At 62.4% G+C, this 12730-nt stretch carries 13 protein-coding genes; 5 read left to right on the forward strand and 8 right to left on the reverse strand.

Annotation, left to right across the window (positions count from 1 at the left end):
• Positions 1-112: 112 nt before the first annotated feature.
• A complete protein-coding gene (locus tag IB267_RS01465) occupies positions 113-1567 on the reverse strand; it encodes a TrkH family potassium uptake protein (protein WP_192446116.1) in 1455 nt (484 codons plus the stop codon).
• A gap of 155 nt (positions 1568-1722) precedes the next feature.
• Here IB267_RS01465 and ilvA point away from each other — a divergent pair, with 155 nt between their 5' ends.
• Positions 1723-2970: a threonine ammonia-lyase gene (gene ilvA, locus IB267_RS01470; protein ID WP_192447148.1), complete on the forward strand. Its 1248-nt coding sequence runs from the start codon at positions 1723-1725 to the stop codon at positions 2968-2970.
• A 76-nt stretch (positions 2971-3046) separates the two neighbouring features.
• A complete protein-coding gene (locus IB267_RS01475; protein WP_192446117.1) occupies positions 3047-3367 on the forward strand; it encodes an HlyU family transcriptional regulator in 321 nt (106 codons plus the stop codon).
• A gap of 170 nt (positions 3368-3537) precedes the next feature.
• Here IB267_RS01475 and IB267_RS01480 read toward each other — a convergent pair whose 3' ends face one another.
• Positions 3538-5511: a bifunctional 2',3'-cyclic-nucleotide 2'-phosphodiesterase/3'-nucleotidase gene (locus tag IB267_RS01480; protein ID WP_192447149.1), complete on the reverse strand. Its 1974-nt coding sequence runs from the start codon at positions 5509-5511 to the stop codon at positions 3538-3540.
• 42 nt (positions 5512-5553) lie between these two features.
• Between IB267_RS01480 and IB267_RS01485 the strand changes: the two genes are divergently transcribed.
• Both IB267_RS01485 and IB267_RS01490 read left to right on the forward strand, forming a co-directional pair.
• Positions 5554-5721, forward strand: a complete 168-nt coding sequence (locus tag IB267_RS01485) for a hypothetical protein (RefSeq protein WP_192446118.1) — start codon at positions 5554-5556, stop codon at positions 5719-5721.
• Positions 5722-5754: 33 nt separating this feature from the next.
• Entirely contained in the window at positions 5755-7002 is a 1248-nt protein-coding gene (locus IB267_RS01490; protein WP_192446119.1) for a diguanylate cyclase, read from the forward strand.
• Between the two features lie 15 nt (positions 7003-7017).
• Here the strand turns inward: IB267_RS01490 and IB267_RS01495 are convergent, their stop codons facing one another.
• Positions 7018-7479 carry an Lrp/AsnC family transcriptional regulator gene (locus IB267_RS01495; protein WP_192446120.1) on the reverse strand — a complete coding sequence of 154 codons (462 nt, stop codon included), beginning with the start codon at positions 7477-7479 and terminating at the stop codon, positions 7018-7020.
• A gap of 157 nt (positions 7480-7636) precedes the next feature.
• Between IB267_RS01495 and ald the strand changes: the two genes are divergently transcribed.
• The gene (gene ald / locus IB267_RS01500) at positions 7637-8755 is read left to right on the forward strand and encodes an alanine dehydrogenase (RefSeq protein ID WP_104664003.1); all 1119 of its coding nucleotides are present in this window, start codon (positions 7637-7639) and stop codon (positions 8753-8755) included.
• A gap of 41 nt (positions 8756-8796) precedes the next feature.
• On the opposite strand, the gene IB267_RS01505 is transcribed toward ald, so the two are convergent.
• The 5 genes from IB267_RS01505 to IB267_RS01520 form a co-directional block, all read right to left on the reverse strand.
• Positions 8797-9264: a DUF1203 domain-containing protein gene (locus IB267_RS01505; RefSeq protein ID WP_192446121.1), complete on the reverse strand. Its 468-nt coding sequence runs from the start codon at positions 9262-9264 to the stop codon at positions 8797-8799.
• A 92-nt stretch (positions 9265-9356) separates the two neighbouring features.
• Entirely contained in the window at positions 9357-9920 is a 564-nt protein-coding gene (locus IB267_RS33185; protein ID WP_246810532.1) for a GNAT family N-acetyltransferase, read from the reverse strand.
• A 4-nt stretch (positions 9921-9924) separates the two neighbouring features.
• Positions 9925-10779: a 3-mercaptopyruvate sulfurtransferase gene (sseA, locus tag IB267_RS33190; protein WP_371742482.1), complete on the reverse strand. Its 855-nt coding sequence runs from the start codon at positions 10777-10779 to the stop codon at positions 9925-9927.
• Between the two features lie 16 nt (positions 10780-10795).
• Positions 10796-11545: an alanyl-tRNA editing protein gene (locus IB267_RS01515; RefSeq protein ID WP_192446122.1), complete on the reverse strand. Its 750-nt coding sequence runs from the start codon at positions 11543-11545 to the stop codon at positions 10796-10798.
• 7 nt (positions 11546-11552) lie between these two features.
• Positions 11553-12593 (reverse strand): cysteine synthase A, encoded by a 1041-nt coding sequence (locus IB267_RS01520; RefSeq protein WP_192446123.1) that lies wholly within the window; start codon positions 12591-12593, stop codon positions 11553-11555.
• Positions 12594-12730: the final 137 nt, after the last annotated feature.

Raw genomic sequence — 12730 nt, forward strand, 5'->3', positions numbered from 1 at the left:
GCACCGCCAGACGACGTATATGTTTCACCATGACGTTCCCCCATCGCCGGTTTCGACCGACATTCGGCATCTGCTGCACCGAGTCAAGACGATAGGGCCGCGAGGCGAATGGTCAATGCTTCCAGAAGACCGGCGTCAGGATTACCAACACGGTCAGCACTTCGAGACGACCGAGCAGCATCATCAGCGACAGCAGGTAGAGCTCGGGATCGCCGAGCGTCGAGAAGTTGCCGGCCGGGCCGATGATAGGACCAAGGCCCGGGCCGACATTGGAGAGGCAGGTAATGACCGCCGAGGTCGCCGTGACCAGATCGTAGCCGAGGGCGCCCATGGCGAGACTGCCGAGTACCCAGAGCAGGATATAGGTGATGAAGAACAGGAAGATGGCGCGCTGCGTGTCGGCATCGACCGTGTTCTTGCCGTAGCGCACCGCATAGATCGCATTCGGATAGACGAGTTTGTTCAGTCCCGACCGGATCGCGTTGAAGAGCACGATGAAGCGATAGGCCTTGATGCCGCCGGCGGTCGAGCCGGAACACCCGCCCATGAAGGTGGCGATGAAGGCGGCGATGATCACGAAAGGCCCCCAGAGGGTGTAGTCCTGGCTGGCATAGCCGCTCGTCGAGAGGATCGAGGTGATGTTGAAGAAGGAGTGCGCCAGCGCCAGATGGAATTCGACGCCATTGGCGAGCCGGTGGTAGATGGCGACGGCAATCGAGAAGGCTGAGAGATAACCGAGAAATACGATGATCTGCGGGTCGCGCAGGGCATCGAGCCTGCCGCGAGCGACGAGCACGATCAGGATCGAGAAGGGCAGGCTGCAAAGCGCCATGAAGAAGGTGGCGGTCCAGAGCAGCGGAATGCTGCCGAAATAGGCGAAGGATGCGTCATGGGTGGAAAAGCCTCCCGTCGCCACCGTCGACATCGCATGGTTGATCGCATCGAAGCGGTTCATGCCGGTCAGGAAATAGCCGATCGCGCAGAGAAGGGTGATGACCACATAGACCGCCAGGAAGGCGCGGCTGAAGCTTGCGAGGCGAGCAAAGGGTTTGTCGCTGGTGTCGGAGGACTCCATCTTGAAGAACGACATACCGCCGACCCTGAGATAGGGGATGATGAACAGGCCAAGCACGACGATGCCGATGCCGCCTAGCCAGCAGAGCAGCGACCGCCAGAGCAGGAGTCCCGGCGGCGCATCGTCGAGACCGACGATCACGGTCGCGCCGGTCGTGGTGATGGCAGAGACGGATTCGAACAGCGCCTGGGCAAAGTCGAGCTTCATGGACGACAGCCAGAGCGGGATCGCGCCGACCACCGAAAAAACGGCCCAGAGCATGTTGACGAGAACAAAGCCGAACTTCTTTGAAAACGGCGGCGGGCCCATGCGCGTGGCCATGAAGGTCGCAAGCGAGAGGCCGCCGACCATGAAGGAGGACGCGGCAAAAATGCGCCAATCCGGATGGCCGTAATAAAGGTCGACCATCGCCGGCACCAGCATGGCGCAGGCGAGGTATATGCCGAGGATCGCCGAAATGTGCACGGCATGCCGGATCAGGGTTGCGTTCAAGCGTTCATTTCCCGGAAGAACAGTGTGGGCGTGCCGGTGGATTGGGCGGTGCGCCATTTTCAACGTCGGCCCGATTCGAGTCAAAGCCATGGCTTCGGGCGTTGCGATGTGCAATAGCGACCGCCAGCGACCAACTCAACGGAAGACCGCACGTGATGAAGCAGGATGTCGAAACCGCAACCGAAGCCTTGCGGGAGATCTTCCCGCCGACGCCGCTGCAGCTCAACGAACACCTGAGCGCACGCTACGGCGCCAACATCTATCTGAAGCGCGAGGATCTTTCGCCAGTTCGCTCCTACAAGATCAGGGGCGCCTTCAACTTCTTCCGCAAGGCGATCGGTGCCGGTGCCTCGGGGATGACTTTCGTCTGCGCCTCGGCCGGCAACCACGCCCAGGGCTTCGCCTTCGTCTGCCGCCATTTCGGCGTTCCGGGTGTCGTTTTCATGCCGGTGACGACGCCGCAGCAGAAGATCGACAAGACCAGGATGTTCGGCGGCGAGTTCATCACCATCAAACTGGTCGGCGATATCTTCGACCAATGCTACAAGGCTGCCCGCGACCACGTGGAAGCGATCGGCGGCGTCATGGTGCCGCCTTTCGATCACGCCGACATCATCGAGGGGCAGGCAAGCGTCGCGGCGGAAATTGCCTGGCAACTGCCGGAAGGTGTCATTCCTGATCTCGTCGTGCTGCCGGTCGGCGGTGGCGGCCTTGCCGCCGGCGTCACCGGCTACCTCAAGGACAAGGTCGCGGCCGATCATTTCATCTTCTGCGAGCCGTCGGGTGCGCCGAGCCTGCGGGAAAGCCTGGAAACCGGCAGCGTCGTGACCCTCGACCAGGTCGACAACTTCGTCGACGGTGCCGCCGTCGGGCGGATCGGCGATCTGAACTTTGCTGCGTTGCGGCGCTTCTCGCCTGACCAGGTTATGCTGCTCGCTGAAAATGCCATCTGCCGGACGATCGTCGACATGCTGAATGTCGAAGGCGTCGTGCTAGAGCCGGCTGGGGCCCTTTCGATCTCGGCGCTCGAAGCGCTAGGCCCCGAGGTGCTTGCGGGCAAGACGGTGGTGGCGGTCGTTTCCGGTGGCAACTTCGATTTCGAGCGTCTGCCCGACGTCAAGGAGCGGGCGATGCGCCATGCCGGTCTCAAGAAATACTTTATCCTGCGTATGGCGCAGCGGCCGGGCGCGCTTCGCGATTTCCTCAACCTGCTTGGAGACGAAGACGACATCTCGCGCTTCGAGTATCTGAAGAAGTCAGCCCGCAATTTCGGTTCCATCCTGATTGGCATCGAAACGAAACATGCGGAGAACTTCCCGGTGCTGAAGGCTCGCTTCGACGCTGCCGGGCTGCGCTACCAGGACATTACCGAGAACGAGATCCTCTCGAACCTTATCATCTGATCGGCGTGAGGGCGTCGCGGTCGAATATCGGCACTTAAGCTTTGACAGTGTCGACCGCGGCGTCTAAGTCTTGGGCATGGCATCGTTTTTCTCGAAATTGTTCGGCCGCTCCGGCAACTCTGAAGACCAGGCGCAGGCAGCACCGGGGAAATCCGAGTCCTATGCGGAATGCACCATCCGCGCGACGCCGATGCGCGAGGGCTCCCAGTTTCGTCTGGCGGGCAACATCGAGAAAGTCTCGGCCGAAGGCGGCGCCAAGGTCCGCAGCTTCATCCGCGCCGATCTCTTCACGTCCGAGCAGGACGCGATCGACGCGGCACTGCGCAAGGGGCGCCAGATCATCGACCAGACCGGCCCGTCGCTGTTTTCCGACGACGCCCCGTCGCGCCAGGTCTGAGCCGCGCACCTACATTCAAGATAATCTAAAATAAACAGAACATTGTCTGCCGCAGCTCATGTTCTGCGGCAGGAATGACGTGGGCTTGTGTCTGCGGTTTCGCCTGCTGGATCGGCCACGCGCCAGTGTGTGGGCCGCCGCAAGCGGCAGCCCACTGATCGGTTCGTGGCTCAGAGCTTGATGCGGAAACGCGCAAAACCTTCGGCAGCGTCTCCAGCGTCCTCGATCGTCACGCCCTTCACCTGCGCCAGGAACTGCCGCGCCTTCGGTCCGCTGTCGAATGTCACGCTGGTGCCTGCGAGCGGGACGAAGGTCCAGTTGGCGTCGGCCGACGGGTTGATCGTGCCCTGGTCGATGATGTAGCGCACCACCACATCGCGGTTGGTGTCGGGGGCCACGAAGACCACCTTGTCGGCGCCGATGTCGGGGAAGTTGCCGCCGCCGCCGGCGCGGTAGTTGTTGGTGGCCACGACGAATTTCTGGGCCGGATCAATCGCTTGTCCGTTGAACTGCAGGTTCTTGATGCGGTTCGAGGCGGCATTGATCGTGTTGCCGTCCTTGTCGAACTTCGGCGGTACGGAAAGGTCGATCTGATAGGTGACCCCGTCGATGACGTCGAAATTGTAGGACGGGAAACCGCCGTTGATCAGCGGCGCGTCGGAAGCGCCCGGCTTGACCTCGTTGAAGATGCCGGCCGACATTTCCAGCCAGTTGCGTACCTGCTCGCCGGTAATGACCACGGCCTGCACCGTGTTCGGATAGAGGTACAGATCCGCGACGTTCTTGATGGCGATGTCGCCGGCCGGAACGTCGGTGTAGTAGTCGGCGCCGCCGCGACCCCCGGCCTTGAAGGGGGCAGCCGCCGAAAGTACCGGCAGGTCGCGGTGCTCGGTCTCCTTCAGCATCTCCTTGATGTACCAGGCCTGCGCCTGGCTGACGATCTGCACCGACGGATCGTCAGCAACCAGGGCAAAGTAGGAATAGAGCGGCGCGCTGGTCTTGCCGACGGGCGTGCGCACATAGGCAAGCGTCGCCTCGTGGTCCTTCTGGGCGGCCGCCAGGACCTCCGGCTTGTCGGCGACCTCGGCGATGACCTTCTTGTCCTCGCGGCGATAGATCGGGCGTGCCTCGCTCGTCGAACTGACGACGCGCCATTTGCCGCCGTCGCGCTCGATCAACAGGTCGATCAGGCCGAGATGCGAGCCCCAGAATCCGCCCATGACGCCGGGCTTGCCGGAGATCAGTCCCTTCTCGTTGTCGACGCCGGCAATCTCCTTGAACTTCGGTCCGGGGAAATCCAGGTGGCTGTGGCCGGTCACGATCGCATCGATGCCTTCGATTGCGGCCAGCGGCACGGAGGCGTTCTCGAGGTTCTCCGCATAGGCCTGCTGGCCGATACCGGAGTGCGAGAGCGCCACGACGATGTCGGCGCCTTCTTCGCGCATCTGCGGCACCCAGGCTTCGGCCGCCTTGACAATGTCGCGGGCGTTGGCCTTGCCTTCCAGGTGCTTGGCGTCCCAGGTCATGATCTGCGGCGGTACGAAGCCGATGAGGCCGACGCGGACCGAATGCTCCTGGCCGGAACCGTCCTTCACCTTGCGGTCGAGAATGACATAGGGCTTCAGGAAGAGTTCGTCCTGGCGCGCATTGGCGGCAAGCGATCCTTTCGTCAGGTTGGCGCAGACCACGGGGAAATTGGCCCCGTTCAGCACCTTGAACATGAAGTCCAGACCATAGTTGAATTCGTGGTTGCCGAGCGTGCCGCAGTCATAGCCGAGCACGTTCATGGCGGCGACGATCGGGTGGATGTCGCCATCCTTCATGCCGCGCTGATAGGCGATGTAGTCGCCCATCGGATTGCCCTGCAGGAAGTCGCCGTTATCCACGAGGATGGAGTTCGTCGCTTCGGCGCGGATGGCGTCGATGATCGAAGCGGTGCGCGCAAGGCCGACCGTGTCGTTAGGTTTGTCGCCGTAGTAGTCGTAGGGGAACACGTGGACGTGCAAGTCCGTCGATTCCATGATCCTGAGATGCGCCTGATTCGCGGCGGCGCGCGCCGAGAATGGATGCAGCATGACGAGTGCCGACGAGGCCGCGGCCCCCGCGAGAAGCGAGCGGCGCGTGAGGTGAAGCGGGGAAGTCATCGATGTCATGCGGTCCTCCATTTATCAAGAATGCGGGTCTTCATGGAAAAGGAATACAATTGGGAGTTGTGTTCGCTGGTCAGCGAACGACGGTGGGTTGGCGCCGACTATGCCGGAAAGCCGCCGTTTCCGAAAGCGGCAGATTTTCGCACTGAAAAGGTCGAGCAACAGCGGACACCTGGTAAAGTTTTCTTCAAGTTTCCTGGTTAACGGTGCTCCACGAAACGGAACTTTCTCAAGCACATGCCAAACGCCAACCTTCTTCTCTTCGTCGGCGAGGCGCTGGTCTACGTGACGGCGATGATCGGGCTGTTGCACCTTCGTGCCCGACTGGGGCTCGGGGTATTTGTCGCCGCCCTTGGCGTCATGCACTTCATCGAGACCTATCTTGCAGCGGTCTTCTATGTGCAACTGCCGTTCGGCGTGATCTCGCCGGGATCGGCCGTCCTGTTTTCCGGCAAGTTGATGATGATCCTCCTCCTCTATGTGAAGGAGGACGCAGCAACGGTGCGCCAACCGATCTATGGTCTGCTCGCCGGCAATTTCCTCACCGTAGCGCTCAGCCTTCTGCTGCGGCAGCACGATACGGTATCGATCGTCGCGGAGCGCTCCGCCGACCTCGTCTTCATCGACGAGATGGGATGGCTGATGGTCTGGGGGACGACGATCCTCTACTTCGATGCGCTGATGATCATCCTGCTCTACGAGCGCCTCGGTCAGTGGTTGCGTCACTTCGTGACCGTCCGTTTCCTCATCTGCGGTGTCGTGGTGCTCACATTCGATCAGGCCGCCTTCTATGCGGCGCTGCGCTGGTGGAACGGCGCGCCGGCGGAGGTCTTCTGGGGCGGCTGGATGGCGAAGATGCTGGCGGCACCCTTCTATGCCATTGCCGTCGGCCTTTATCTCAACCTCTCGCGCCACCCGTCGCTTGCCATGTCGGACCGGCCGCTCGGCGACATCTTCAACACGCTGACCTTCCGCGAGCGCTACGAGGATCTGTTGTCGCGGTCCGGGCAGGACACGCTGACGGGCTCGCTCGACCGCAGCCGGTTCGAGGTCGAAGCACCGGAAATGCTGCGTATGGCCACCGGCGCGAACGCTGCCGTTACCCTGATGATCATTGACGTCGATCACTTCAAGGGCGTCAACGATCGCTTCGGGCATCTCGAGGGCGACCGCGTGCTGCAACAGCTGGTCGAAACGGTGAAATCGAAGATTCGCCCCGTCGATCGCCTGTTCCGCTACGGTGGCGAGGAGTTCGTCATCCTTTGTCCGGAGATGGACCAGGCGGATGGGCTGCGGCGCGCCGATGAAATCCGGATCGCGATATCGAGCCAGTTGTCGACGCCGGATGGGCGCCCGGTGACGGCGAGCATCGGGCTCTCTTCGACGCCGGCCGATGGGGGCTCGGTCGAGCATCTGCTGGCGCAGGCCGATTTGAGGCTCTATGCTGCCAAGGGACGCGGCCGCGATTGCGTCGTCGGCCGGTAGAGTCTTCGGCCGCCTTCAGATGCCGACATTCGGCCGGTCGATGATTTCGCGCAGCGAGAAGCTCGAGTTGATCTTCACCACGTGGGGCAGGGCCGAAAGCCAGTCGCGGTGAATGCGCTCGTAGTCCTGCAGATCCTTGGCCGCCACCCGCAGGATATAGTCGTATTCCCCCGACATCAGGTAGCAGACGAGCACGTTCGGACAGAGCTTTACCGCCGCCTCGAATTCGGCGAGCGTCTTGGCGAACTGCCCCGAGAGCGAAATGTGCACGATGACCACGATCTGGTAATCGAGCGCCTTGTGGGCGATCCGGGCATGGTATCCGGCGATCGTTCCCGATTTTTCCAGGATGTCGACCCGGCGCGAGCAGGCCGACGGCGAGAGCCCGGCCTTGGCCGCGAGGTCGGCATTGGAGATCCGCCCGTTCTGCTGAAGAATGCGCAGAATCGCATGATCGATGGCGTCAAGTTCGCTCATTGGTGATTTCCCTCGATATTGCTCCAAATGCCGCAATATTTTTCGAAATCAATGCGCGTTGGCTTTCGTCTTTGCAAGGACATTCGATTGTCCGCGTGTTTTGCTGATTGCCTCGTCAAAAGCGGCGCAAAGCCCATTACAGGAGAGGAACGCAAGGATGCGTGTCGGTTGCCCGAAGGAAATCAAAAACCATGAATATCGTGTCGGCCTGACGCCCGGCTCGGTGCGTGAATATGTTGCCCATGGCCACGAGGTAATCGTGGAAACCAAGGCCGGGGCAGGGATCGGCGCGGACGACGATGCGTACCGTGCCGCTGGCGCGAAAATCGTCGCGACGGCAAAGGACGTGTTCGAAAAATCGGACATGATCGTCAAGGTCAAGGAGCCGCAGCCCTCCGAATGGGCGCAGCTGCGCGAAGGCCAAATTCTCTATACCTATCTGCATCTTGCGCCCGATCCGGAACAGACCAAGGGCCTGCTCAATTCCGGCGTCACGGCGATCGCCTACGAGACCGTCACCGACGATCGCGGCGGCCTTCCGCTGCTTGCGCCGATGTCCGAAGTTGCCGGGCGCCTGGCGATCCAGGCCGGTGCGACCTCGCTCCAGAAAGCCAATGGTGGCCGCGGCATCCTGCTCGGCGGCGTGCCCGGCGTGCTGCCGGCCAAGGTGACCGTCATCGGTGGCGGCGTAGTCGGCCTGCATGCTGCGCGCATGGCGGCGGGCCTCGGCGCCGATGTCTCTATCCTCGATCGTTCGATCCCGCGTCTGCGCCAGCTCGACGATCTCTTCGCCGGCCGCGTGCACACGCGCTATTCGACCATCGACGCCCTGGAAGAGGAAGTCTTCTCGGCCGATCTCGTCATCGGGGCCGTGCTGATCCCGGGCGCTGCGGCACCGAAGCTCGTGACCCGCGAAATGCTGACCGGCATGAAGAAGGGAGCGGTCATCGTCGACGTCGCCATCGACCAGGGCGGCTGCTTCGAAACCTCGCACGCGACGACCCATTCCGATCCGACCTATGAGGTCGATGGCATCGTGCACTACTGCGTTGCGAACATGCCGGGTGCGGTGCCAGTGACCTCGGCGCATGCGCTCAACAACGCCACGCTGCATTATGGTCTGCAACTCGCCGACAAGGGCCTGAAGGCGATCGCCGAAGACCGGCATCTGCGCGCCGGCCTCAACGTGCACCGCGGTCGAGTCACCAACGCGCCCGTCGCCGAAGCGCTCGGCTATGATGCCTATGCGCCCGAGGCAGTGCTGAACGTCGCCTGACAATCGGTTCGGCCCGGCAGCAATGCCGGGCCGATTTCGTCTCAGGCCAGCTCTATCCGGCACTGGTAGCAATTGTTCCGGGTGGAACGGACGTGCACGGAGGCAACGTCCGATCTCGCCAGCAACTCGGTCGCGCGACTTTCCACTTCTTCCCTGACAACGACGTCGCCTGTTCCATAGACGATGCGCTCGTCCGCGCCGTAGCCGCGCAGCAGGTAGTCGGCGCGTGAGTTCAGGATCGGCGGCAATGCGTCGCCATCATGCGCCGGGCAGGCCTCGGCGTGCATGAACACGGGCCCGGTTTCCGCATAGGGCTGCAACGAGGCAAACGGCCGAAGCGCGAAAACCAGATAGGGTGCGCCGGCCTCGACATAATCCAGGCAATGACGGCAGGGTACGCCGCCGCCATCGGAGACCTGTCGTTCCGGCGCATTGCCATAGGCGTCCAGCCCACCTTCTCTCATCCGGCGGGCTTCCGCGTCGGACATAGGAATATAGCGCAACGACATGGTGGATCTCCTTGATCGGCTTCTGTTGTTCGATCAGGAGACTGCACCGGCAGCAGCCATCGGGACACCCGGAACTTGCCGGATGGTGTTCTTCAGAGGTTCTTCACCAGCGTCAGAAGTTCGGCATCGGTCAAAGGCTTGACTGTGGCTTCGCGGGTCGCGACCGGCGAGAAGCCGAATTGCTGATAGAGCTGCAGCGCGCGGGGATGGTCGAGGTTGTTGGTGGTCACCGTAAGCTTGCTCGGGTTCAGCGCCCAGGCGGCAAACAGCGTTTGCAGCAGGAACCATTTGCCGAGCCCGAGGCCGAGTGCGTGTTCCATCAGCCCGAAATGCACAAGCTCGACCACGTCGTCGTCGCCCTGATGCAGCTCGAAGAAGCCGGCCGGCGCGCCGTTGACGTAGAGGACCGTTACGCTCCGCCGCTTGTCTCCAAGCAGGGCTGCCAGATCCTCGTCGCTCATTCGCAGCCGTTCGGTCCAATGCCAGCGGCGTCCGACGCGCAGATAGAGAAACCGATAGTAGCCGAGCGGAATGTCGGAGACGCGCAGGATCGCGGTCTGGATATTGACCGGCATCGGCAGGCTCTGCTTCGGCGGAGCCGTCATTTCGAGTTCGGTGACGTGCGCCGTCAGTGAGGTGAGCTTCGGAGTGCGCATGGCGTCACTCGCGACCCGTGACGACAGCGGTGTCAGCGCGTCCGCCCCATTCCGACCAGGACCCGTCATAGAGCGTGTTGTCGGTGTGGCCGAGCGATTGCAGCGCCAGGGTGATGATGGCGGCAGTCACGCCCGATCCGCAGGTGGTGACCACGGGCTTTGAAAGATCGACGCCGGCAGCGGCGAATGTCTGGCGGAGGCTCTCGAGATCCTTGAGCTTCCCGTTTTCCGAAAAGACGCCGGACGGCAGGCTGTAGGCGCCCGGCATGTGGCCCGAACGAAGACCGGCGCGCGGCTCGGCTTCCTCGCCATAAAAGCGCGGGGCGCCACGGGCGTCGGCGATCTGGATCGCTCCATCGGCGACGATCTGCTTCATCCCCGCGAGAGACGTGACCGCGGCCGGCGTGAAGCTCGGCTTGAACGTGGCTGGCTTGGGCGAAGGCACGTCCGTGCTCACGGGTCGGCCTTCCCGGTTCCAGCCGTCCATACCGCCATCGAGCACATAGACATTCTTGGCGCCCATAATGCGCAATTCCCACCAGACGCGCGGCGCCGTCATGATGCCGGGGCCGTCATAGACGACGATCGTATCCGTCTCGCTGACGCCGAGCGCGCCGACGGCTTCGGCAAAAGCTTCCGGCGAAGGCAGGGTGTGCGGCAGGCCACTCGTATGGTCGGCAATAGCGTCCTGGTCGAAGAAGACCGCACCGGGAATGTGGCCGGCGTCGTATTCCGCCTTCGGGTTGCGCTTCTGTGCCGGCAGATACCACGACGCGTCGAGGATCCGGATCGAGGGATCGCCAAGGCGCTCCTGCAGCCAATCGGCGGAAACGACAAAGGCGCTCTTGTTGTTGGTCACGGTCGCAACTCCTTACTCAAACTGATGCGCGGTCTTCGGGGGTGCCGAAGCGGATACGGAACCGGCGGTTCTCCTTACCCTTTTTCTCGATCTTGGCGATATGGATGGCGCCGACTTCCTGCGTTTCCGACACATGCGTGCCGCCGCAGGGCTGGCTGTCGATCGCCGAGTTCTCGCCGATGCAGACAAGGCTGACGCGCCCAAGGCCGATCGGCGGGCGAACATTCTTCGACTTGACAATGCCGGGGTTGGCGGCGAGTTCGTCGTCGGTGATCCACTGGACGTAAACGGGGTGGTTTTCGTCGACGAGCTTCATCAGCGCTGCCGTGACCTCGTCCCGGTCGATCGTCTCGCTCATGTCGAAATCGACACGGCTCTCGTCCTCGCCGACCGATGCTCCGGTAATCGGGAAGGGACAGACGACCGAAAGGAGGTGGCAGGCCGTGTGCATACGCATCAGCCGGTAGCGGCGGGGCCAGTCGATGTGCAGAACCAGCTTCTCGCCGATCTCGGGCGCCGGCTGGCCCTCGGCCGGCACATGGACGATGATGTCCTTGGTCTCCCCGTGGCGGGCGACCGCGATGTCGATGCGGCTGCCATCGGCGCGCTCCAGAAAGCCCTTGTCGCCGGGCTGGCCGCCGGAGGTGGCATAGAAGCAGGTCTGATCAAACTCGATCCCGCCGTCTTCGAGGATTCCGGTGACGCTGGCCTCGCAGGTCGAGAGGTAGAAGTCGTCACGGAAGAGCGCGGTCACGGTCCTGGTCATCGCATTCCTATCCAACTGATTCGTATGGCACTGCAATGTTGGAAGCCATCTTCAACCATGTTGGAACCGGCAGCCCCTTGGAGGCGAGGAAGTCCGGGTTGAAGAGCTTCGACTGATAGCGGTTACCATAGTCGCACAGGATCGTCACGATCGTATGTCCCGGTCCGAGATCCTTGGCGAGCCGTACCGCGCCGGCGATGTTGATGCCCGTCGAACCACCGACGCAGATGCCTTCCCGCTCGATCAGATCGAAGACGTATGGCACCGCTTCCGAATCGGGGATCTGGTAGGAGAAGTCGGGCGTGAAGCCTTCGAGGTTGGCAGTGATGCGGCCCTGGCCGATGCCTTCGGTGATCGAGCTTCCCTCGGACTTCAGTTCGCCATTGGTGTAGAAATTGTAGAGTGCGGCCCCTTGCGGATCGGCAAGGCCGATCTTGATTGCCGGGTTCTTCGCCTTCAGCCCTTGCGCGACACCGGCCAGCGTTCCGCCGGAGCCGACGGCGCAGATGAAACCGTCGACCTTGCCATCCGTGTCGCGCCAGATCTCGGGCGCCGTGGTCTCCACATGGGCGTCGCGGTTGGCAACGTTGTCGAACTGGTTGGCCCAGATGGCGCCGTTCGGCTCGGTCTTCGCCAGTTGCTCAGCAAGGCGGCCGGAAATCTTCACGTAGTTGTTGGGGTTCTTATAGGGAACGGCGGGCACTTCGACGAGCTCGGCGCCAAGCAGCCGGAGGGCGTCCTTCTTTTCCTGGCTCTGGGTTTCCGGGATGACGATGACGGTGCGGTAGCCGAGCGCCTGGCCGACGAGCGCCAGCCCGATGCCGGTGTTGCCGGCCGTGCCTTCGACGATGACGCCGCCCGGCCGCAACTGCCCGGTGCGTTCCGCATGGCGGATGATCGAAAGGGCCGCCCGGTCCTTCACCGATTGTCCGGGGTTCAGAAACTCGGCCTTGCCGAGGATCGTGCAGCCTGTCGCGTCGGAAACGGATTTCAGCCGGATCAGGGGCGTGTTTCCGATTGCTTCGAGCACGGACGGGAGAATGGCCATTTTCAGAACCTCGTGTTTGAGGACAGGCACCGCGGCAAGGCGGCACGTACCAGGTAAAAACGAATGGCGGCCAGCGAATATCGACAACGTTCCGGTACCGCCGAAATGTTGGCGTGTTTTCGGCTCAGCCTGCACTT

It is taken from the genome of Ensifer sp. ENS09 (assembly GCF_014852425.1).
GTDB lineage: Bacteria > Pseudomonadota > Alphaproteobacteria > Rhizobiales > Rhizobiaceae > Ensifer.

Coding starts and splice junctions, on each gene's coding strand:
- ilvA (WP_192447148.1), top strand. CDS start 1,723: ATGAAGCAGGATGTCGAAACCGCAACCGAAGCCTTGCGGGAGATCTTC.
- IB267_RS01475 (WP_192446117.1), top strand. CDS start 3,047: ATGGCATCGTTTTTCTCGAAATTGTTCGGCCGCTCCGGCAACTCTGAA.
- IB267_RS01480 (WP_192447149.1), bottom strand. CDS start 5,511: ATGACTTCCCCGCTTCACCTCACGCGCCGCTCGCTTCTCGCGGGGGCC.
- IB267_RS01485 (WP_192446118.1), top strand. CDS start 5,554: ATGGAAAAGGAATACAATTGGGAGTTGTGTTCGCTGGTCAGCGAACGA.
- IB267_RS01490 (WP_192446119.1), top strand. CDS start 5,755: ATGCCAAACGCCAACCTTCTTCTCTTCGTCGGCGAGGCGCTGGTCTAC.
- IB267_RS01495 (WP_192446120.1), bottom strand. CDS start 7,479: ATGAGCGAACTTGACGCCATCGATCATGCGATTCTGCGCATTCTTCAG.
- ald (WP_104664003.1), top strand. CDS start 7,637: ATGCGTGTCGGTTGCCCGAAGGAAATCAAAAACCATGAATATCGTGTC.
- IB267_RS01505 (WP_192446121.1), bottom strand. CDS start 9,264: ATGTCGTTGCGCTATATTCCTATGTCCGACGCGGAAGCCCGCCGGATG.
- IB267_RS33185 (WP_246810532.1), bottom strand. CDS start 9,920: ATGCGCACTCCGAAGCTCACCTCACTGACGGCGCACGTCACCGAACTC.
- IB267_RS01515 (WP_192446122.1), bottom strand. CDS start 11,545: ATGACCAGGACCGTGACCGCGCTCTTCCGTGACGACTTCTACCTCTCG.
- IB267_RS01520 (WP_192446123.1), bottom strand. CDS start 12,593: ATGGCCATTCTCCCGTCCGTGCTCGAAGCAATCGGAAACACGCCCCTG.